The following is a 21,634-nucleotide window of genomic DNA, read 5'->3' as shown; positions in this document are numbered from 1 at the left end:
TAGTTAAGAGAAACGAATATGAGAACGAAAGAATCTTATCAATCAGCTTTATACCAAACTCAGCAAGATGCTGTATTTGATGAAGTTGATTATGCGTTATATCAAGAAAAAGCAACAACGCTGTTAGGTACATTTCATGATGAAATCTCTCAGCAGCAATGGGCGGTATTTTGTAAGCATTTAAATGCCTTAAATGACAAAAAAGCAGAGAAATTTTTGCTGCAAGACGTGGTGCTTCGCTGTTTTTCGAATGCTGTTTCAAGCATGGAACTCGCGCAATTTATCAGCTTGGCGGGTTATTTTAAATCGGCTTATGGTGTTGGTTTATATCGCAAGCTCTTTGAAGCCAAGGTACCTGATTCAAAACGCAGTCTGCAAGATTATTTGCTTGTTCTGCAATTATTGGTTGACTTACAAGATTTAAGAGGCGTTACTACTTTAGTAGACAAATATTTGCCAGACTTACAGGCATTGTTCCAAGCCTTACAAGTAAAGCAAGACGAATATTTGGCTGCTCGCTATCCAAAGCGCGATATTGATAGTGTATTAGAGCACTTTGCAACGGTAGATGAGATTACCCAGAATCCCTTACCCAAAGAGGTTTTAGCTCCGTTTAAGATTGATTACCTGGCAATCGCGTCAAAGAGTAATACTTTGAAAGCGTTAACACAGGATAATTTAAAAACGCTTTTTCTTGCAGCTGCGAAGCAAGCACGTGAAACAGGAGATAGAGAGGCGAAACAAACCATGGTAGCCATCATGGTAGAAACAGTAAGACGCCTCTATAAAATTTCTCCCTATGACACACAAATTATTTCCTTGCTTGCTTTACTTGGACAAGATGAGGAGAGCAAAGGACGAATTGCGCAAATTAAAACGGGTGAAGGTAAGTCAACGATTCTTGCCATGCTCGCTGCATTCCAAGCGGCCCAAGGCAACTTTGTTGACGTTATTACTTCTTCAGGCTACCTTGCTGCACGTGACTGTGAAAAATATACTCCTTTTTTTGCAGCCCTTGGTTTATCTGCCTCACATATTAGTCATCCAACACCTGTGCAAGAACATTTTCATGCGCAAATTTTATTTGGTACTAATGCCGATTTTGAGTTTGCCCGATTAAAAGACGGACTGAATAAACATAAATTATGCTATTCCTACCCCTTAGACGAAACAACACTGAAACCACGCCCTTGTGATGTAGCTTTAATCGATGAAGTCGATAACATGTTGCTGGATACGACAGGGGCTGCCCGTATTGCAATACCAGGCCGCGAAAGCATGCCCTGGATTTATCATCCCATCTTAAATTTTGTGGTATCGCGTTTAAAAACAGGAAGGATTAATCAGGCCATAATTGAGCAATTAAAAACATATTTACGAGCCGAACTCAAAGATACAAAGCAATTAGAAGAAACGCTAAGTCTGTTTGACGCTAAATTCGCAAGATGGTTGAAAAGCGCGCAAATTGCTTATTATCAGAAAAAAGAAGATCGAGATTATCTGGTTAAAGACGACATTCAAATTGTAGACTATGCGAATACAGGGCGTATTAGCGAAGGGTGTCAATGGCAGCATGGAATCCATCAATTTTTACAGGCGAAGCATGGTCGGCCTATTAAACCTGAATCACTAACAGGAGCCTCTATTTCCCATCCCACTTATTTTAATCTATTTAAAAAAGTATTTGGCTTAACCGGTACTGTGGGTGAGGCGATTGAACGAGAGGAAGTGCAACAAATCTATGGCATCAAAAGCTTCGATGTACCTCCGCATTTTCCTAGTCAGCGAAAGACTCTGCCTCCAAGGATCTTGAAGGATATGGCAGCTCAAAGTACGGCGATCTATGAACGAATTTTAGAAATGCAGGCAGCAGGAAGACCAACTTTGGTTCTCTTCGAAAGCATTAATGAATCAAAGGTTTTTAGCAATTTTCTACAATCCAAAGGCATCGGCCATCAGCTGCTTAATGAAACGCAAAGGGAATCAGAGGACTATATTATAGCCCGTGCCGGTCAGGCCAGTATGGTCACGATAGCAACTAATATGGCTGGACGAGGGACAGATATTATTTTATCTCCTGAAAGTAAAGAAGCTGGTGGGTTGCACTTAATATCCGCTTTTTATCCTGATAATTTGCGTGTAGAAGGCCAAGGAGATGGTCGTTCAGGAAGACAAGGAGAGCCTGGGAGTTGTGAAAAGATTTTGCATAAAGGTGACTCGCGTATTTGTGCTTTATTATCCAATATACTCATGGACGTGCGAATATTGAATTGGCTAGCACTAAAATCAGGTGAAGAAGAAATTAATTTTCTCAATCAATTACGTTCTGAAAAAATTCAAACTGAATCGAATGAGCGTCGTTACGCTGCTAAATTGGAAGCGCTGTTTTATACCTGTTTGAATGAGTTTTTCGGCAAATTGCAGTCAGTGTATGATGTGCTTGATGTAGCAACAATCAGGGAAGAATTGCTGTCCATCTGCCAGGCAGGTTCAGGTTCTTTGTCCAATGACTTGTTAACCATTAATGAAAATTCGCCCAATTGGTTTGCACTTTATCGTAGTGCAAGGGTATTGATAGCTAATCAGGCTGAAGGAAAAACAGTGGATTGGTCTTCTTTCATTGAGCAATATAAGCAAGCTTTCGTTGAGCACTTGCTAGAAAATTGGGGCAGGTTTTATAGCAAGATTACTGATGAAGTACATGGAATGGATATCGCCCTTGCTGAAAAAACAATCAAAGATTCCTATGACGCGCTTAATTTACCCGCTAAATTTACAAGTGAAGCAGCTCTATCTGGTTTAAATTATCTCTTGTATAAAGCGAAAGCGAACGAAGTAAGCCCCATTCCAGATGCATCGTCCTTTCTTCCCATTTCCCCTAGGAAGCTTTACGATAAAGCAGTGGAATACTATCGTGAAAAAGATTATCACAATGCTTTAGAGTGTTGTGAGAAGGCACTTGCAGGTTACAAGCAAAACAAGGGTGAGCAATCCTTAATAGGGCATTTTTACTCAGCTCAAGCTTCCTGTTATAACGCGTTAAAACTAATGAATGAGAGTTTAGTCTGCAGTGAAAAGGCTCTTAACTACTTTTATTTATTGAATAAAAAAACAATGGAAAAGTTACTTGGCCAAGCAGAAAAGAACTATGCGACTTATTTGAGTCAGAGCGGGATGGATTTTGTTACTGTATATAAACGAGCAGAGGATTGTTTTAAAAACAAAGATTATGTGTCGACTCTCTATCAAATGAAATATTTGATAGAAAAATATCCGGCAGCCACTTCGGAGCAAAAGGGCAGTTGTTATTTTATGTTAGCTTCTTGTTATAGGGAACTACATCAACAAGAATCAGCGATTGTTGCTCGCAAAGAGGCGATAAATTTATTTGCTGAAGCAAAAAAAGAACAATTACTTAAGAATGCACAGGAAAAATTCAAAGAATTAAAATCAATCCCAGTTCAGCCGCTTAAACAACTTTGTTTGAGCTATGTCGCAGAAAACATCGGTTTTTATTCAGCTAAAAACAGAAAAGAAATTCTCTCCTCACAACTACAAGAAGAATTAGATAATGTGATAAAACCATCTGTGCCAAGTACAAGTAAATGATAGTGTAAGAAAAGAACATGAGCCGTATCTCGGATTAGGCGAAGCCGCAATCCGGGATATAAATCTATTTAGGCTGCAGAAAATGAAACAAACATCAGTTACATTTTTGCTAATGTACGAGCTAATCAGGGATAAGAAACAAAGTTCCAGGTAGTTACTATAATAATAGGATACTTTCCCAAAATAAAAGCAGAGAAAAAACATGTCTGAACCTGTCGCCTATATTTATAACCAGGGGTGCGGCCTTATTAATATGGCAGAGGCTCCAACCAAATCCACCTTTGAGGATATAAAAAAATTATTGAATAATAAAGATGCTGTAATTTTATTTAAGGATCAACTTTTTTATGCTGATTTAAGCGCACAAACACTCCAAGAAATACAAATTTCTGATAATAAACAAGATGATTTTCACGAATTGAAATCAGCGTTTAATGACCAATACAAACTTGCTGACGCTAATGAACTTAAATTAATCACCTCCTTAACCGGCCGCGCTCATGACAATATGGGTAACTTGATACCTCAAGACGCAGTGGAAGAAATAATGGAAGATGATCGCATTCTTTATATTCATCTGCCACCCTCTACTGGAACTCAACCAGGAGTTTTAATACTTATGGATGGCAATGACGAAATGCATCCCGATCATTCTGCCAGATCTACCCCTGCAATTTTAGATGAATTATATCAGAAAGAAAAAATACCCAATCAAGTCACTGTCTTTATTCCTCCTGGTCCTGAAGGAAGACTTAAGGAATATGCTTGCAACCTCGCGTTCACTGAATTTTTAAACAAACTGCCGTTATTGCTTCAAAATAAATTTGGCTGTAGCTCAGACAGAAAACATACAACGGTTGGCGGTACTAGTTTCGGTGGGCTTGCAGCAACACATGCCGCACTTACTCATCCTGAAACCTTTGGTAATGTTCTTTCCCAATCAGGAGCATTCTGGTGGCATGTGGGTTGGCAATTTGATGAGAATGAAAATGGCGAATGGAAGGAGGCTAAATTGCCCTCATCAACTGAAATTAAGGCGGGAACACAAAAAAATAAAGCTGCCTGGGAAATGGAATGGCTTAAAGATTTTCCTTGTTTAAAAGATAAGTTACCAATTAACTTTTATTTAAGTGGTGGGGTACTTGAGGAAGAAGATACGCCAAGTTTAGGTGGAGAGTCTTATCCAGGTGCAATAACATTAAACAATATTGTTGAGGGTAAGCTTAAGGGCAAAGGACATCAAGTGACAATAGAAAAAATTGTTGAAATTATAGAAGCCCCCTTAATAGGAAATCATAACTCAGCTTCTTGGCAATCTGAAAAGCCTAAGGCATTAGAAAAATTGCTATCGAAACCAATACCTCAGTTAGCAGTGAATCATGAAAAAACAAAATCATATCGAGCTAAATTTAGCGAAGTGAGGGCGCTTGCGCCAGACAATACAGCACCGACTGAACCATCAGGAGTAAAGAAAGAAAATTTTAATCCTTAACATATAACACCCCCAATCTCTAAGTCTGATTAACCTAATTAATCAGACCTTATATCTATAATATGGCATTCAACCCTTTTTTTTCTAATTAACGAAAGCAATTTCAAAGAAGTTCCTGCCAGCTTTTTAAGCCCTCTTTCCCACTGGCTAATAAGATCTTTAGATACATCAAGGCAATATGCAAATATTGGTTGACTCACATTTTCGCGTTCACGTAATGCTTTTATTTTTTGTCCTGTACAAAGGTTTTTCTTATTTCTACAGGTAAAAACCTTAATGTTCTTTTAAGAGTCAAGGAGTATATTTATATTATATGTTTCTTAAAATCTCATCACATGAAAACAAAACCTAATAAAATATTAAAGCAAAATGTAGTTTCGCTTGTAAATAAAATCAATAGAGAAGAAAACTCTGACAGAAAAGCTTATCAATTAGTAAGGCTCTATTTATTGATTTTAACTATTCAAAATAATTATTTGGTTAATAAATCGGATAACTCGTATTACGATGATCTATTTAAATCGTGTGTAAATCTATTAACAAAATATTTTAATTGTAATCCAATGACCTTACCTAGCCGGATCTTAAGTACATTGGGTAGAGAAGTTATCCCCTATTTTAATGCTGAAGATAAAGTTCAAACTCAACATAATTTACTTTATTTTGATAGACAACAAGCCAGTAAGTTCAAAATAGGCCTTGAGGAAGGACAGGTTTTTTATCAAAATTCTCAGCGTCAGTTTCAAGCTAAGGATAGAGAATTTGTATTTTCATTTTCCGGTGATATTTATATTAATGATGGTGAAATTAAAACCCAAGTCATGGGAAGAAGAGACCCTTCTTCCCAAACAAAACACAGTTCTTTTCTTTCAGGAGGTGAAGTTCTCTGTGCGGGAATGATCAAAATAGTGAACAATAAAATAGCTGAGATCAGTAATGAGTCAGGACACTATAGACCAACTCATAAAGATATCGCTATATTTCTTAATCACTTAGACTCGATGGGGGCTGATTTATCAACTATCCAATTAAAGTTACATTGGCCAACTTTAGATATAAGAGCAGACGTTTTCTTAAGTCGATATCCTGAGCTCCAATTACTTAAAAATGCCTCCTTTGAATCTCATCAAGAAATTCGAAAAAATGCTGCAAAATTAGATAAATTTATACCTTGTTAAAAACGCCTAACGATGAATTATCGATATTATTCGAGATAATTGAGAATGAACAAACCAAACGCACGGATGCTGGAAAGTATGAGCCCAGCGAAAATAACGAGCTAGCTGATTTTCTATATAACCTGTGGTTTGAGAATTATCATATCACTCCAAGCTCCATTGAATCGTTAACGCTCCTTTATAAAATTGATAGTATCAGTATCATTGATAAGAATTATTTTGAAAACAAACTCATTGAAAATGATTTTGAAGCTTTAACGCAACTTGCAATTGATCCAGATCGAAATATTGAAGGCGAGATATATACTGCTTCTTCTGAAAATATAGACCCTCAAGTAATCGAAGATTTTCTTTTAAACCTCAAACAATACATAAGCAAACAACCTTGGGAAACTATGTTTAGAGTAGGTTTGTTTGGAACACCAAAACCTGCCCACGTCCAAGCAATTTTTAACCAGATCAATTCATTTGAGGAGAAAGGATTAGATCCAATTGAAACTTATGAGAAAGTTCTAAAAATTGCTCAATCAGCAATCGATAATCCCGACTGGCGAAGAAAAGCGAGCACTCAATTATTTTATGAAAAATTAGTAACTAATGAATTAATTGCGAAATTTGGGCCTAGTCCTACTTAATTAGGCCTATAGTGCTCTGGCTCTGATCGGAAGATCTATTTTCCCAGTACATTTATTTGCTAAGGGAAGTCATACAATAGCAAACCGTTATTATCGTTACCATTGCTGATGTTACATAACCAATCTACGTTTAATTGCTTTTTTTGATTAACTGGATTCAACAATTCGAGATGAATCGTTGCGGTGTTATCATCAAAGACTTTCAACTGTCCAAATAAGATTAAGAATACTCCTGTCGATGATTCTATAGAAATTTTAATTGAGGTTGTAACTGTATCTTGCAATTCGCCAGTAAGCCGCTCCTCAGCATGCACATATTCTGTAAAATTAAAACGCGTAGAAGCCCCATCAAATTTTTTTATGATTTGAGTTTGGGTCGCCTGATTTTTTTCATTTATAACAAGACATTTATCAAAATGAATGATCGCTTTAACATCATCCGCATTTTCAAGTGCGGCAACTAATTGAGTAAAATTGATTAGAAGTGGGGCTGTGGCATAAGCCTTGTTTAGGGTTAATGTGAACAAAATACTCAATAAAGTTGACTGAAAAACTCTCATTTGCATCCTCCATGATTCATAACAAAAGAACTGTTTTTAATCAAAACGCACTTTAATTGTATTACTGCTATTTCATAATAGCCAGTTTTTTCTGTCGAACAAAATATTACCTTATGAAATTAAATAGATTTTTAGAAGCACAGGCATAACAAAGCATATCTTTAAGTTGATTTTCGAAAACGGCCAACGGAATTTAAGCGAATTAATCGGTTAAAGAAGTTAATTGACTTACTTCCTAGTTTTCGTTCCAATTCAGCAATAGAATATTTGAAATCATGAAGGGCATTAATGGGTTCTTTGCTGGCAAACACCACATGGTTATTATTTGCTACGGTTTTATAAATAAAGACATCTGTAAAAATACTGCACATAAATTTAAAAAAAGTGGTGTTTAGATCGGGGATGTCGTGGTAATTAATTACTAGCCAGCCTTTTTTACTCAGCACTCGATGGCATTGAGTCACGAAGTTTTGCTGCATTTGCAATGGATTCATGCAATAAGCGGAGAACATATCCGCAAAAATAATATCTGTGCTCGCGGCATTGATATTATTTAATTGGTATTCTGCATCACTAATAGTGATGTTTATATTCTTATTAACGGGTATTCCAAAAAATTCAGAAGCAACTTCATACACACGTTGACGCAATTCAATTGCGTGCACCTCACATTGCGGTAGTAGATTGTGCAAGCTTCGCAAAAGACATCCCCCTCCCAAGCCTAAGATAACGGCATGGCGCGGCTTAATAAAGGCAAGCGCTAACATCATGGCACGTGTATATTCATGTACCAGGATCAATGGATTTCGCACATCAACGCTGCTTTGATCAAAATTTGAATCAAAGGTTAAAACGCGATAGGGAGAGCGATCTATAACTAGAATATCACCAAACTCATCGTTGGTACGAAAGAGGATTGGATCACCGTATAAATCATATTCTTTTGTGATGTTGTTCTTGGTCAATTAGTGCCTCATTCGTCAGAGAGCCAAACAGCTCTCCTTTTGTCTTTTTAAAATGGCTTAGGAGATTGAACTTCAAAGTCATCATTATCTCCTTGTTCTGCAGAACTAAAAAACTGTGCTCTATTTAGCCGCCGTGCAGAGGGGGGTTCTATGTCCATTTCATCGTTAAGATCGTCATCCCTTTTAGTGCGTTTTTTCGCTTGTGTCAAATTTTTTGGCTTAAGTAGTTGTTCATCCTCTTCTTCTTCATGAGCACGTTTTCCATAAACGCTTTCTTTTGAGCGCATGCTTTTTAACACAAGTTTTGCTGCTTTTAACAAATCACTAAAAGCGGGTTCTGGCGATAATCGCTTAATTTTAGCTTCTTCACGCTGCGCAAGATAGGCTTTGATTAAGTGTTTTGCTTTTTCTTCAGGTACTCCTTTCTGAGCTAAAATAGCAAGCATTTCCGCAAGGCTATAAGTAGGCAAACGGCATTTAAGCAGTCGTCGTTGCAATGCTTTACTTAGATCTTGGCTTGTGGATTTTTGTAAGATAATTAATCTAAAACCTGACTTTGCTGCTAGTTCACCTTCAGGGGTTCTTTCCATTAGTAGGGCATTTAATAAGCTTTCTTGTAATGATGATTCTCCTTTTATTATGACCACACTTCCCTCATGAAAGGCTTTACGTAGAATTTCTTCGCGCCGCGCCAACGATATATTAGAAGGTAAAACATAATAAGTAGGTTGGTCTGAATTCTCTCTTTTCTTGCTTTCCTTAATATATCCCAAGCTTTTCAGTGTGTTAATAACGAGCGATGTACTTCCTTCTTTGGGCTCGGCTTCGAGAATAAAACCACCCAGACAGCCTGCGCTACTAGGACTAAGGTTTCTTGTATTGAGAAAATCTGAAAGGAGTTGATGCGCTTCACGCCGTGACGAGGTGAGCAAAAAACGATCGCTGTTCAGCGTGTGAATAGAGTCATTAACTTGCAGTTGAGTCGCAAAATTTTCTTTAAATTGCGGATAAAGATAATCAGGGATAAGATATTTTCCTAAAGAAAAGGCATAACTTGCAGCGATTTGCTTAGTTTCCCGCATAGGGTTTTGTAATTTATTAATGAGTGTGAACAAGGCCATTGTTTTTATTTCGCGTGGTGACATTAAGACTTCATTCAATGAATGTTCACAAACATATTGGTAAACCGCCAGAATTTCCTTAGCAATTTTCTGACTTTCGCCCTCAATTATCGTTCCTGAAAAAACAGGTTTTATTATTTTTTCATAAATGAAATTTTGCGATAAGGGCTCAAATTGCAAGGCAGAGCCATGACGGCTAAATAAGCTTGCTAATTGTCTACCGGCGCCATAATTCAGGGGATTACCCGCAAAAATAACTTTATGATCTGTGCTTAGTAGATGATAGGTTCCATTGTATAAGATAGCAGGGGGCTCATTAAATAATCCTTCAAAGAGGGACCATTGGCTTGGATCTAAATTGGCCTCATCAAGAAAAAGTATTTTTTGTCCTGGACGACAATCATTTATCCATTGAGAAAGATTATTTATGCTCTCATGAATACAATAACCTTTATCTTTTAATATGTGGGTAACAAAGGTTGTTTTCCCTACACCGGTCAAACCAGTAAAAAAGACAAAGGGAGAATATTTTACTGTGGCCTTAAAAGCATCAATTCGTTTTTGTATGAACGCTTGGGCGTGCTCGGCACTATTGACATAGTCAAAGTCGTTTCGTTGTATTCCCCCAATAATGCCATGCATTCCCTGCCAAGCTAGGTCGCTATTTAATTGTTCTATTAAATTAAACTCGGTCTCGTGTTGAGCAAGCTTGGATTCTCTGCGGGCATAATTAAGGCAAGCGATAAGCTGAGCTACTGATTTTTGCGCAAAAACCTCACTGCTAAATGAAAATAATTCATTTTCTTTATAGTGGCGACGCAAGTGCTGATATTTTAACTTATTATTAAGCGCAACCTTTTTTATAGGTAAGCAGGAAAAATGTTGACTGTCTTCAGTAACGAGAGTAACTGAATTATCTGGAAGCTCGTTTTCAAGAAAATAAGCGGTTAATGCATCAGCGAGAGAGGACGAAAACTGTCCTTTTAAAATAATTTTTATGCCTGCAGCAATTGATGTCGGTATAAACGTGTCGCGCTCTTCAAAACAAAAGCCGCTTCCATCTTTTTTTATTTCTCCTTTACGTTGTTTTAAAAGATCGGCACTATTGCATTCAGAGATATCGACAACTCGATAATTTTGTTCTTGCATGAGTGAAGCAATAAAAAGATCCGGGTCGGGTGTTTCGTAAATACTCAGCCAAGGGAGTAGGGGTTTAATCGCAGTGTCTCGAGGCGGCTCAATTTTTAAAAAATGCTTCATTTCCTCAGGCAGTTCAATACCGTCTGCCAAATCACAATGCAGTTGAATCTGGTTCTGTTGGCATTCGTGTAAGAAAAGAGTCCATTCTTCTAAGGTTAAAGTCCCTGTAATTGATAGTTCCAGAACGCTATTATGGGCTGCTTTTAGAATACCGGACTCTGTTTTTAGGTTTTGATTACTAAAGGTATAACGAATAAAAAAATCATCGTAGGTGGCTCGATTTAGCACTTTTTTGCCTGCCTGCAAACCATGTGAGACAGAAATACCTTGAGTTAAGTATTCCCAGCTATAACCATCCTGCCGCACAAGAGAAAAATCTTCTGGAAGAATAAGTGACTCTCCTTCGAGATCTATTCGGTGGTGAATCAATGCTTGGCGCCAAAATAAGACAAAATCCTTATCTTCCCAAGTGCCATTTCTTATTTCTAAAGGTCGTTGTGTTTGCCTACATGCTTTAATCGCCTTGTTTAAGACCCCTTCCTTGAATGTAAGTTCGACCCCTGAAATTTCCCAACCACCTAAAAGATAGCGGCGCCAATCAGGTCGTTTATAAAGATTAAGTACTACGGTTTCTGAGGATTCTTCAGCAACTAATTGAGGCCTAAGGGGCGGTAAATTTTCGTTCAATACTTGCATAGCAAAGTTAGATTGTTCACGGATATCAAAATAACCATGAAAATCTGCGCCATTGTAATGATTGGCATTGCGAGGATTTACCAATCCAATGAGAAGAATATTTTTTTGTTTTCTGTCTAAAACAGCAATACTCATGAGTAAATCCTGGAGCGAAAACTCATCATAATTAATAATGATAAGCGCGGTTTCTTCCTGATTTTTTGAGAAAAAATTAGCCAGGGCGCCTCCGGATTTTTGCTTTAATGTTCCTTTAGAGCCTTCGCGTTGAATCGAGACAGAAGATTCAATAAGATCATCTGGATGATTAATAAATAAAACAGGTCGGCTTGTGGCCTGACAGAAACGTTCTAACTGTAAGGCCATACTCGCCATTTCATCAGTAGAATTTAAGCTAATCAAACCATTTTTCTGATTTGATGCGTCAATTCGCTGAATTAATTGTTGGCAATAATGGAGAACAGAGGTTATTTCACTGCTCGGCGTTACGCGGGTATTAAAATAAGATTTATATAGAACAAGAGATGGTTCTTCTTCTACTTTTTTCTCTATCGCAGGCTCTTCATGAAACGTTGGTTCAATGAATTCAATTCCTGATTCATAGCCCCCTAAATCATATATATGCCATTTTCCCTTTGTTTTTATCTCAAAGAAGGCATGAAGTTTATTATAGACAATTCGCATCTCAACGTTTGGAGGTAATATACCTGCTTGCTCTATTCTCTTCATTAAATCCCAGAACGCAATTACACGGTGGCGGCAAGATCCCACCTTGTAGTGGCGTATGGCATCTAAGTAGTCGCGTCCCGTCCAATCGCTTCGATTAACGGTGCTTGGTAACGCGCCCTCACCATAGGATGAAATAACTTTACGTGCCGTAGCCAGTACGGATGATTTAGGCTGCATCACCGGTTGCGGCAATTGGGGAATCCAAAGGATGAATTCGAAAATAACTGGTTGGCTCTGTTTATTTTTCGAGCGAATATAATATTGATTTCGTTTCTGGGAGTAGGCCAGTTCTATCTCTAAATCTATGGATAGAGAATAACACTGTAATTTTTCCTCGGGGGATAGTGATGGAAGTGCCTGCCATTCAGAATTTAAAACGAGACAGTCCTGCGCATAAACATATTGTCCAATATTTTTGGGAGGTCGTGGTTCTTGTTTCGCTATATTTTTTAAATTAGCAATTTTGGTTGGAGAACAAGGTGTTAGATCATCTGGTTTTATTTCAATCAACTCAAATGGATTACTTTGAGTGCATTGTTGTGAGGAAATAATTACCTGATCAAAGATATTCTCTCGATAAAAGGGGACTTCATCTTTAAGCGATTCACCATTTAAGTTATAAAAAATAACATTAACCGTGTAGTTGGTGTTCTTATTTAGGGTATCTGCATCCACAGTAGTTTTTTTATCCGCATCATAGCGCTCTGGCTCACTAAGTCCCTGTAATTCATAAGGATGCAATAGAGTCATCACTTCTTTGTCACTTTGAAGAGCGGTGGAGCCTGCTAAATCAACCATTTGCAGATTAGGTGATGCATCCAGTATTAATTTCAGCAAATTAGTTGGAAAAACCAATTGTTGGGATAATTGGATTAACTTTAAAGAATCTAACACACGGATAGTTCCTTTGATTGGTTTAGGCTTATCGCAAAAGGTTGTTTTGGACAATAAAAGCTGTTCTATTTGCGGAAACAAATTGATTAAAATCGCAAAGTCGTTTCTGTCTAAAAAAGTCGTGGATGTTAATGTGAGCGTAGTTAGTTTTGCTAATTGAGCGTTTCTTGCGGCCAGCTGTATTTCCTGGAATTTTTTAAATTTTATATTACCAAATTGCTCTAACTCCAGATATTCTAATTGAGGTAAGTAAGCCAAGGAATTAAGTAAGTCAGTATAAAAATCTTGCGTGAGCACATTATGTTTCTTAGGGCCTTTGAAATATAATTTTTTTAAATTAGTAGCCCTTTTTAACAGGGGGAAAATGTTTATTTCATCTGTAAAAGTAAACGCAAACTCGTTGAGTTGATTTATATTTTTTTCTAAAAAAACCTCCATTCCTTTACTGAAAAAGATAAACTGCTTTAAAACTATTTCTGCTAAATGAGGTGTTGCCGGCGGTATTGAAGAAAAGTCGGCAGTCTTTCCTTCAAGAACTAAGCGTTGCAATTGTGGGGCGTTATTAACAAATTTGTTAAGGTTTTTAACATCACTTAATAATTCCAAAGTAAGCAAAGAAGGTAGGTTTAAAATGTTATTATTATTATCATACATTACCAAGGAGTTTTTTAAGGAAATAAAGTTCAGCTTTTTATTATTGAAAATGTTATAAATGGCTTTGTTTTCGTGGAAAGTACTTTTATTTTGTAGTGTAAAATCTTTTAGGTTATTGAATTGGTAACGAACCCATGGCGTCTTCCCCGTTAATTCAACGTTTCTTAATTGCAATATTTTTAAATTATCCGCAAATTTTAATAAGCCATCCAGGCTTTCTTGGGGAATTACCATGTTTTCAATTATTAAATATTCCAGATTCCGTGGGCTATATTCCTCAGAGGTATCCTGCGTTAACTTATGATCATCATTATTTATGTATAAATAATGCAATTGCGATGCACTTGCTTTAATTAAGGTATTGATGTTATTACTACTTATATCGGGTCCATCAAGCGTTAATTTTCTTACCTTGGGAAGTCTAGGAATTTGGGTAAAATCTGCATCAATACCACCGCAATTAAAGAGAATTAATTGTTCAAGTTGAGCATCAAAATGTAGAAGCAGATCTTCAACAAACTTCGCTTCGTAATATGCCGAATTTTTAAAGTGTAAGGACGTTAATAGGGGCAGAGCGATTGGGGCTTGGGGATGAAAGTCTTCTAGACTACACTGTAGTATACTAAGAGTATGTAGTTGCGGGCATTGGTTCAAAATCCACGTGAGTTGCTCTTCATTAAATTGTCCTATTTCAAGAACTTCAATTTGTTGTAAATCACGTTGACTGAATTTTATTCCCCCGCATGCCAATATCTTACCGTTCATTAACTCTTCGATTTCATCACCCTCTATGTGAAGATACGTTATGTTAATAATTCGTGTTGCTTCAGGAAAAAGTTGTTCACTCTTAAGTAAATAAGGATGGAAACTATCAAACTCATCGATAATAAAGCGTGTATAAGGTATTTTTTCAATATACTTTAAAACAGTTTGATTTTTACTCGATAAAAAACTAGCTTTCGATTCATCATATGAACTCCATAGGTAATCACGCAAACTAAGTTGCCGTCCAGTTGATTCCAGAGTAGTAGGAGCAGTGATTTTTTGAAAAAGATAAGTAACCCAGTAATCGTCAAGCACAAGAATCTGATTTTTATTAACACTTAGCTGTAGCGCTGCTTCCTTTCTTATTTCTTCTTCTTTTTTGGGTTCCATACTATTGAGCATGCTAAATTCATAAATAGAAAAACTTTCTAAGTCTAAAAGATGGGCTCGTTGATCCTTCCATATATAAACGGTAAAACCATCCTCAAGTAACTGTTTAAGAATCGTTACATAGATGGGAACTAAGTCTTCTCGTTGACTATTCATTCGCCAGTCATTAAGAATAAGTATTTTTTCTTTATTTTCTAGTGGAGCAAGACCTTGCCAACACGGTTTTCCTTGCATCAATTGTTGAACATTAATAGTCCCTGAAGGTGCGTGCGTATAATTTTCACGCTTACTTTGAATCTGATAATAAAAATTAGGAGGGTTTTTCATGGTTCAATATGTGTTTTTATGAATTAATATGATCATATATTAATCTTTTTGCCTTAATTTGTGAATGCTATATTTTTGAAATCGATTTTTTCCAAAATAGAAATTATTAATGTGAAGTTAAATAACGAATAAAGACCCTAGTAACTATTTCTTATCTTCAGCGGGTTCCATGATTAGTCTGGCTACAGCATTTCCTTGGGATTGTTATCAAAAATTTCCATATTGGAATAAATCATTTTCAAAAATAAGGGGTTCACAAAAAAAGGCAAAAAGAATAATATTTGTCCATGCGGGGCATAAAACAACATTTTTGATGGGCATGTTGCAGAATGAATACTCGATACCAAGATGCATTTTACGAAGGAGACACTGAATAATGAGAGAAAAAATTTTTTTTCCTGGTAAAACACTATGCCAAGTAATTGATGAAATTAGATCCTTGAACGAGAAGAAAGTTACCCTGCTTGATTTAAGTGGGCACGGTCTTTGGTCCTCATTAGTTTTGCGGGCATACGTAACCGCGCTGATAGAGACCGAGGTCATTCATCTTGATTTAAGTGAAAATCAGCTTTATAAAATGTACCACGAAGATCTGGCTGATTTGATCGATCTTCTGAAAGAGACAAGCGTTACCCACCTTGACTTAAGACTAAATGCGTTTTGGAAAAAATCAGGAGCAGAGCTGGCTGAGTTGGCAGCTGCCTTCAAAGGGACTGGGGTTACCCATCTATCTTTAGCTGGAAATGAGCTTGGGAAAAAAACAGGAGCAGAGCTGGCTGAGTTGGCAGCTGCCTTCAAAGATACAGGTGTTACTCATCTATCTTTAGCTGGAAATGAGCTTGGGAAAAAAACAGGAGCAGAGCTGGCTGAGTTGGCAGCTGCTTTCAAAGATACAGGTGTTACCCATCTTGATTTACCATTAAATTGCCTTGAAAGTAAATCAGATGAGGAGTTCAATGAGTTCGTGGAAGCGCTTCCCGACAATATTGTATCTGTTGGTTTTGGGTATTTTGGGGCGGAAGATATGACGACATTCAAACGTCAGACTCTTCAACATCGTTTTGGCTCTGCAGATAATATTGTTCTGTATAATAATGAATTCGATGAGTATCTTGATGTTTATAACATCGATATTCAAAGGCTTGAGCCCTCTTTGAGGAGAGAAGATGCTAATGCATATCGAGCCTTAGGTTTTAATACTCCGATTCCTTCTTTAAGAAGTAGCTGTGCTTTCTTTGCTGCTCAAAATATTTCAGTACCAACCTGCCAAAGCACGTTACCTTCTGAGCTCATTGCTTATGTTGATGCATTGAGAACCTCAACTATTGCTAATAAATAGTGCGTCAAATCTGTTAATGGCTTAGGGCTTACGTATACCTAAGCCAAATTGTTTCAATTTTGGATATTTATTGGATGCGCCTCATTATTCTCTGAGAGAAGTCCCAATTATCTTTTAACTATTTTTGTAACTTCCCTCGGTGCATTGCCTATGCCTTTACAAACTGCAATAATCAGGCCCAACGCGCATATTGCAGTTAGCCTGAGGTAAGGGAGCCTTTATAAAAATTGGAGGGATATAATGGGAAAAACTGTTTTTGAGGTATTAGATCTAGATATAACGAATGATTTTATTCAACTCAAACAAGCTTATATAAGAAAACTGCGGGAATTAAGTGCTGCTGTTCAACGTGCAGAAGGTGCTGAAGAAGAAACTGCCGCTCTTAAGGAGCTGCTACAGACTTATAGACAGGTTAATACAGAGGTTAAGTTTCAGGATTATTATGAAGTATTTTGTACAGGGGATGCTGTTGCCATATCGTTGGATCTTAGTAATGATGACGTTGAAAAATCTGATGAACTAAATCTTATTGATATCTTTATTCCTATTTTTGTTTTGCATAAAAAAAATTCACAAGGTAGCACTATCTTTTATCCCCCTGTATTGGAAGATAATGATGCTATTAAATTTAGGAACAATTTTGATTTTGCGCACTTAGCGGAATTTTTAACATCGCTAAGCAAAAAGTCTTCATTCCAAGTTGGGTTAACACGTCAGGAAGCGGAGGATATTGCTAATCAACATAGCCATCATCGTTATCAGGCTATTGTTCATGTAACAATTCCTTTATCTGGTTTATCGACATCCCGTAAAACAGAAAGTCAGACTTGGGGGCCAGGACTATTATCTGCAAAATCTGATTCTAATTATTTTTGGTTACATAAAAACAAGTCCTTTTTATGTGGTGACATTATAACCATAGGTATTATGGAGCTTGATCAATATCATAATACCCCACGATTTCTGAGTAGTGGGTATGGGTTCATTCCTTTGCAGTCTGTTTGGCCTAGTGAATGTACAGTGGTAAATCATCGCCATCCTCTTGTTATAGATTATCAGACTATAAATCAATCCGCTTCCGACGATGATTTTTTAGCGGCTACCTATTTAGCTGAAGCTTTAAAACGAAAAGAGCAACAACGCGCATTGGAATCAGATGGACCTGAGTTTTTTGATGATGTTAATACATTTAATTATTGGTTAAGTCCTTTGTCTGCCGTGTTTTTTCTCGCAGCTACTGTATCAAGGTTTACCTCGCAATCGGCAACCATAGCACTTGCTGTGGTTGGTGCATTGTTTGATGATCCATCACTTCTTGATTCTGATACCAGTGATGAAGCCGATTACGAGGAAGAAAGGAGTTATTTTCTGGGAACCTTTCGGAGTTGAAGTTTGCGTATTCGATAAGTTAGGGTTTGTTGCGCTGGTGATGCGCAACAAACCCTAACGATGGATGCGTTTTTATTTGCTATGGAGTTGATTTTAAATGTATCCTGAAAAACAAAAGAACTATTCCTATTAATGAAAAAAATTGATAATGAAATTAACTGAAAATAAACCTATTCTGAACTTATTTGAACAATCAAACAGTGAGCTCGTTGCTATTATATTGCAACAAATGTTGCAAGGGGATTATTCTCTTTCCTGCACATTAAAAGATCTCATTGAGAATGCAAAAGATAATCCTGACAATGAAGATTCCAAGAAAATTACTCAACTGATCCACGATTTCATTACTAAATGCGAGCAAGGCATAAAAAGTAATGATTCTTATTCTATGACATTGCGGGGATTTATCTATAAAGCAGGATTTGATGGTAAAGTTAATTACAAAGAGGCGATTCGCCTTTATACGCAAGCGATTGAATTGAAGAATGCTGCTGCAATGAATCATCTCGCTTTTATGCATTTTCAAGGTCTGGTTGGAGACGCTAATTATTCAGAAGCGATTCGTCTTCTTGAGCAAGCGATCGAATTGAAGAATGCTACAGCAATACAAAATCGTGCATTCATGCATTTACAGGGGTTAGGCGGAGAAATTAATTATCCAGAAGCGATTCGTCTTCTTGAGCAAGCGATCGAATTGAAGAATGCTGTTGCAATGCAAAATCGCGCCGCCATGCATTTCCATGGTAAAGGTGGAGAAATTAACTATGGAGAAGCAATTCGTCTTTTTATGAAGGCCAGTGAGTTAGGACTCTTTAGAGCGCTTACGTTTAGAGCATCAATGCATCTATTTGGACAAGGAGGAGATGTAAATTATGAAGAAGCATTTTGTCTTTTTGAGCAAGCCATTAAATTAGGTAATGTAGAGGCACTATACTCACTAGCTAATATCTATAAAGATGGTTTAGGTTGTAATATCAATTATGCAAAATCTATTTTCCTTTTGGAGCGAGCTATAAGACGGGGTTATACGGATGCGCTTAATCGCAGACAACAGATGGAGAATGTTGATAATGTTGAAGTTGCCAATGAATTATTAACATTAATTTGGGATGATCTGCTTAGAGGAGCCTCGTTCACTCCGGATACCCTGGATTTATTGAGCAAGTACTGTAAAACAGAAATTGTGAAAAAAATATCATCTTCTTCTTTAGGTACTAGTCTTACATTTTTGCGTAATTTAAAAGCTAATCAGAATCATCCGATTACGCAAATTTTAGGGTATAAGACAGAAGAATTTAATCAATTAATAGCTTTAGCCAAGTCAGTTGGATATCAGAGAGCCGTATTTTTCCAAGCACTTCGGCAAGAAAACGAGCACCCACTGTTCAACTTGCCGGCACATGTGTTTGAATATATTTTAACTTTCACTGATTGTGATATGAGATACGAGAGCCCTAAACCATAATAGAGCTAAGGGGGATCATCGATTTTGGAATGGTATGGAATAGTGGAATATAACTCAGATAAATCTAAGCAGTCTAAAATAAGTTAAACTATTCCAAATGGATTGGATTGAAATTAGGGATGATTAAATAATGGAACTGAAAAATAAGACTGTTTGGATAACAGGAGCTTCTTCTGGAATTGGTGAGGCTTTAGCCTATGAAATGGCACGAGCTGGTGCAAAAATAATTCTTTCTGCGCGTTCTGAAAAGGAGTTACAACGGGTTCGTGCGGCGTGTATGTTTTCGGAAAAGCATTGCGTTGTTCCCTTGGATTTGGAAAAACATAATGCATTGGAAGCCACCGTCACTAAAGTCTGGGAAACGCATGGGCCAATTGATATTCTGATTAATAACGCAGGCCTTTCTCAGCGTTATCTGGTTGCTGATTCTAATTTTGAATTAGATAAAAAAATAATGGATACTAACTTTTTGGGCACCATTGCTCTAACTCGCCCGGTTTTAAAAAGGATGTTGCTGCGTCATAGTGGTCAGATTGCCGTGGTTTCAAGTATGCTGGGTCTTTATGGAATACAAACTCGCGCAGCGTATAGTGCGAGTAAACATGCTCTTAGAGGCTATTTTGAAAGTTTGCGTAATGAATTAGTCAAAACGGAGATTAACATTACCTTAATTTATCCTGGTTACATCAATACTCAGATTACGCAAAACGCATTACTAGCTGATGGAACACATTTTGGTCGAATTGATAATTCGCATGCAAAGGGGATATTACCAGAAAAATGTGCACAAAAAATTGTTAAGGCTATTGAGCATAAAAAACCAGTGATGTTTATTGCGGGCGCTAAAGAGCGATTTGGGGCTTTTATGGCACGCTTTTTTCCGAGGTTATTCCGCTATTTATCTCCTAAATTTGAGGTCTGAGAGTGGTCTATTTACAATCTGTGACTCAATGGCAAAAAAAATTAAGAGGCTCTCGTTTTTATTTACGAGAGTCGCTATCACCTACTTATTCTAATTTAGCACGCTATTTGCAGGAGCGGGGATGGCATCCCACCCGTTTTAGTAGGCTCGCTGATTTTGGTGAGCAAAATTTTCAATTTGATTTATCTGCTGCAGAATGTCTGGAATTTAAAAATTTATTGGCACAATTAGTCGCACAATACTGCCCGCACGTTATGCTGCCAACTTATTGTATTAACGATGAAAACTGGCCTTTGGTTTTTAAACCAAATAGCTCATAAGTATTATCAGCAAGAGCATCATACTGTAGATCAAATCAATCATTTGGCATGGATATTAAAACCAGCACTGTTAAATAATGGCCAACACATTAAAATTTTTCAAAGCCTGACTCAATTGGAACAACATTATCTAAGTGCCAATCGTTTAGGAGGGGAGCATGTTTTACAACAATATCTGATGCAACCTCATCTGCTCAAAGGACCAAAGATGGGGCATAAATACAGTATTCGCATGTTTGTGGTACTCACTAACTATGCGGGTGCTTATCTTTATCCGAAAGGATATTTTAATGTGGGGCTTCATCCTTATCCTGCAAATGATTTCACCGATCTGCGACCACATTTAACGAATGAGCATTTACGTGAAGATGAACGTAACGTGGTCCAAATTATCACGCAACAATATGATTTATTTAAACCTTTTTATCCTAAAATAAAAGCGATAGTATCTTCCGTTATTAATGGCTTGCATCAATTACACCCTCAAGCCTTTATGGATCAAAAACCACCTGCATTAGCCATTTTTGGTATTGATTTTATTGTCGATAGTGATTTGCAAGTATGGTTATTGGAAGCAAATCACGCTCCTTGTTTTCCCATGAGTGATGAGCATCCTTTGCAGAAAAGCTTGTACTATGATTTTTGGCAATCAGTGATTACAAGCTTTATAATCCCCATAGCGAAGAAGCAACCCAAAAACTGCAGACATTATCAATTATTCGACGCAATTGCTTACTGAGCCTTATTAATCATTGTAGCCCGGACTACAATGGCCAAAATTACAGTAATTAAATTGTCAGTACATTAACTACAAGATTGGTTATGAGAAGGACGCTCCTCTTGTAGTAAGCATTTCTCTTCTGGTGTAAATAAATAAGTACAGAAAACTATTGCTATATTAGCAGTTACTTATATTATATATCATTATGAATACACTAATTTCTAATATAAGCCTTGATGTAATGAAAAAAAATGCGCTCAAGGCGG

General features: G+C 37.1%; 13 protein-coding genes. 10 read left to right on the top strand and 3 right to left on the bottom strand.

The features are described 5' to 3' along the window. The first annotated feature begins 18 nt into the window (after positions 1–18). The 4 genes from LDG_RS10060 (at position 19) to LDG_RS10045 (ending at position 6,914) form a co-directional block, all read left to right on the top strand. Complete coding sequence (locus tag LDG_RS10060) at positions 19–3,609, top strand: preprotein translocase subunit SecA (RefSeq protein WP_006871226.1); 3,591 nt, start codon at positions 19–21, stop codon at positions 3,607–3,609. 202 nt (positions 3,610–3,811) lie between these two features. Then, positions 3,812–5,101, top strand: a complete 1,290-nt coding sequence (locus tag LDG_RS10055) for an alpha/beta hydrolase (RefSeq protein ID WP_006871225.1) — start codon at positions 3,812–3,814, stop codon at positions 5,099–5,101. A 335-nt stretch (positions 5,102–5,436) separates the two neighbouring features. Next, positions 5,437–6,279: a hypothetical protein gene (locus LDG_RS10050; RefSeq protein WP_040535334.1), complete on the top strand. Its 843-nt coding sequence runs from the start codon at positions 5,437–5,439 to the stop codon at positions 6,277–6,279. After that, positions 6,273–6,914 (top strand): hypothetical protein, encoded by a 642-nt coding sequence (locus LDG_RS10045; protein ID WP_006871223.1) that lies wholly within the window; start codon positions 6,273–6,275, stop codon positions 6,912–6,914. Before LDG_RS10050 ends, LDG_RS10045 begins: the two co-directional genes overlap by 7 nt. A gap of 59 nt (positions 6,915–6,973) precedes the next feature. On the opposite strand, the gene LDG_RS10040 is transcribed toward LDG_RS10045, so the two are convergent. From LDG_RS10040 to LDG_RS10030, 3 genes are all read right to left on the bottom strand, one after another. Then, positions 6,974–7,474: a hypothetical protein gene (locus tag LDG_RS10040; RefSeq protein WP_006871222.1), complete on the bottom strand. Its 501-nt coding sequence runs from the start codon at positions 7,472–7,474 to the stop codon at positions 6,974–6,976. 161 nt (positions 7,475–7,635) lie between these two features. Further along, on the bottom strand, positions 7,636–8,439 hold the full coding sequence (locus LDG_RS10035; RefSeq protein WP_006871221.1) for a spermidine synthase: 804 nt from the start codon (positions 8,437–8,439) through the stop codon (positions 7,636–7,638). 47 nt (positions 8,440–8,486) lie between these two features. Beyond that, a complete protein-coding gene (locus LDG_RS10030) occupies positions 8,487–15,212 on the bottom strand; it encodes a leucine-rich repeat domain-containing protein (protein WP_006871219.1) in 6,726 nt (2,241 codons plus the stop codon). A 376-nt stretch (positions 15,213–15,588) separates the two neighbouring features. Between LDG_RS10030 and LDG_RS18520 the strand changes: the two genes are divergently transcribed. From LDG_RS18520 to LDG_RS10005, 6 genes are all read left to right on the top strand, one after another. After that, entirely contained in the window at positions 15,589–16,551 is a 963-nt protein-coding gene (locus LDG_RS18520) for a hypothetical protein (RefSeq protein ID WP_006871217.1), read from the top strand. Between the two features lie 240 nt (positions 16,552–16,791). Beyond that, positions 16,792–17,940: a hypothetical protein gene (locus tag LDG_RS10020; RefSeq protein ID WP_006871216.1), complete on the top strand. Its 1,149-nt coding sequence runs from the start codon at positions 16,792–16,794 to the stop codon at positions 17,938–17,940. Positions 17,941–18,088: 148 nt separating this feature from the next. Beyond that, positions 18,089–19,405 carry a tetratricopeptide repeat protein gene (locus LDG_RS10015; protein ID WP_006871215.1) on the top strand — a complete coding sequence of 439 codons (1,317 nt, stop codon included), beginning with the start codon at positions 18,089–18,091 and terminating at the stop codon, positions 19,403–19,405. Between the two features lie 130 nt (positions 19,406–19,535). Continuing rightward, a complete protein-coding gene (locus LDG_RS10010; RefSeq protein WP_006871214.1) occupies positions 19,536–20,327 on the top strand; it encodes an SDR family oxidoreductase in 792 nt (263 codons plus the stop codon). A 2-nt stretch (positions 20,328–20,329) separates the two neighbouring features. Then, the gene (locus tag LDG_RS18515) at positions 20,330–20,647 is read left to right on the top strand and encodes a hypothetical protein (protein ID WP_006871213.1); all 318 of its coding nucleotides are present in this window, start codon (positions 20,330–20,332) and stop codon (positions 20,645–20,647) included. Next, on the top strand, positions 20,607–21,386 hold the full coding sequence (locus LDG_RS10005) for an ATP-grasp domain-containing protein (RefSeq protein WP_006871212.1): 780 nt from the start codon (positions 20,607–20,609) through the stop codon (positions 21,384–21,386). Before LDG_RS18515 ends, LDG_RS10005 begins: the two co-directional genes overlap by 41 nt. Positions 21,387–21,634 lie beyond the last annotated feature (248 nt).

It is taken from the genome of Legionella drancourtii LLAP12 (genome assembly GCF_000162755.2).
GTDB classification, from domain to species: Bacteria; Pseudomonadota; Gammaproteobacteria; order Legionellales; family Legionellaceae; genus Legionella; species Legionella drancourtii.
The sequence above is the reverse complement of the archived record's forward strand: the minus strand, read 5'-3'. Positions and strand labels throughout refer to the sequence as shown.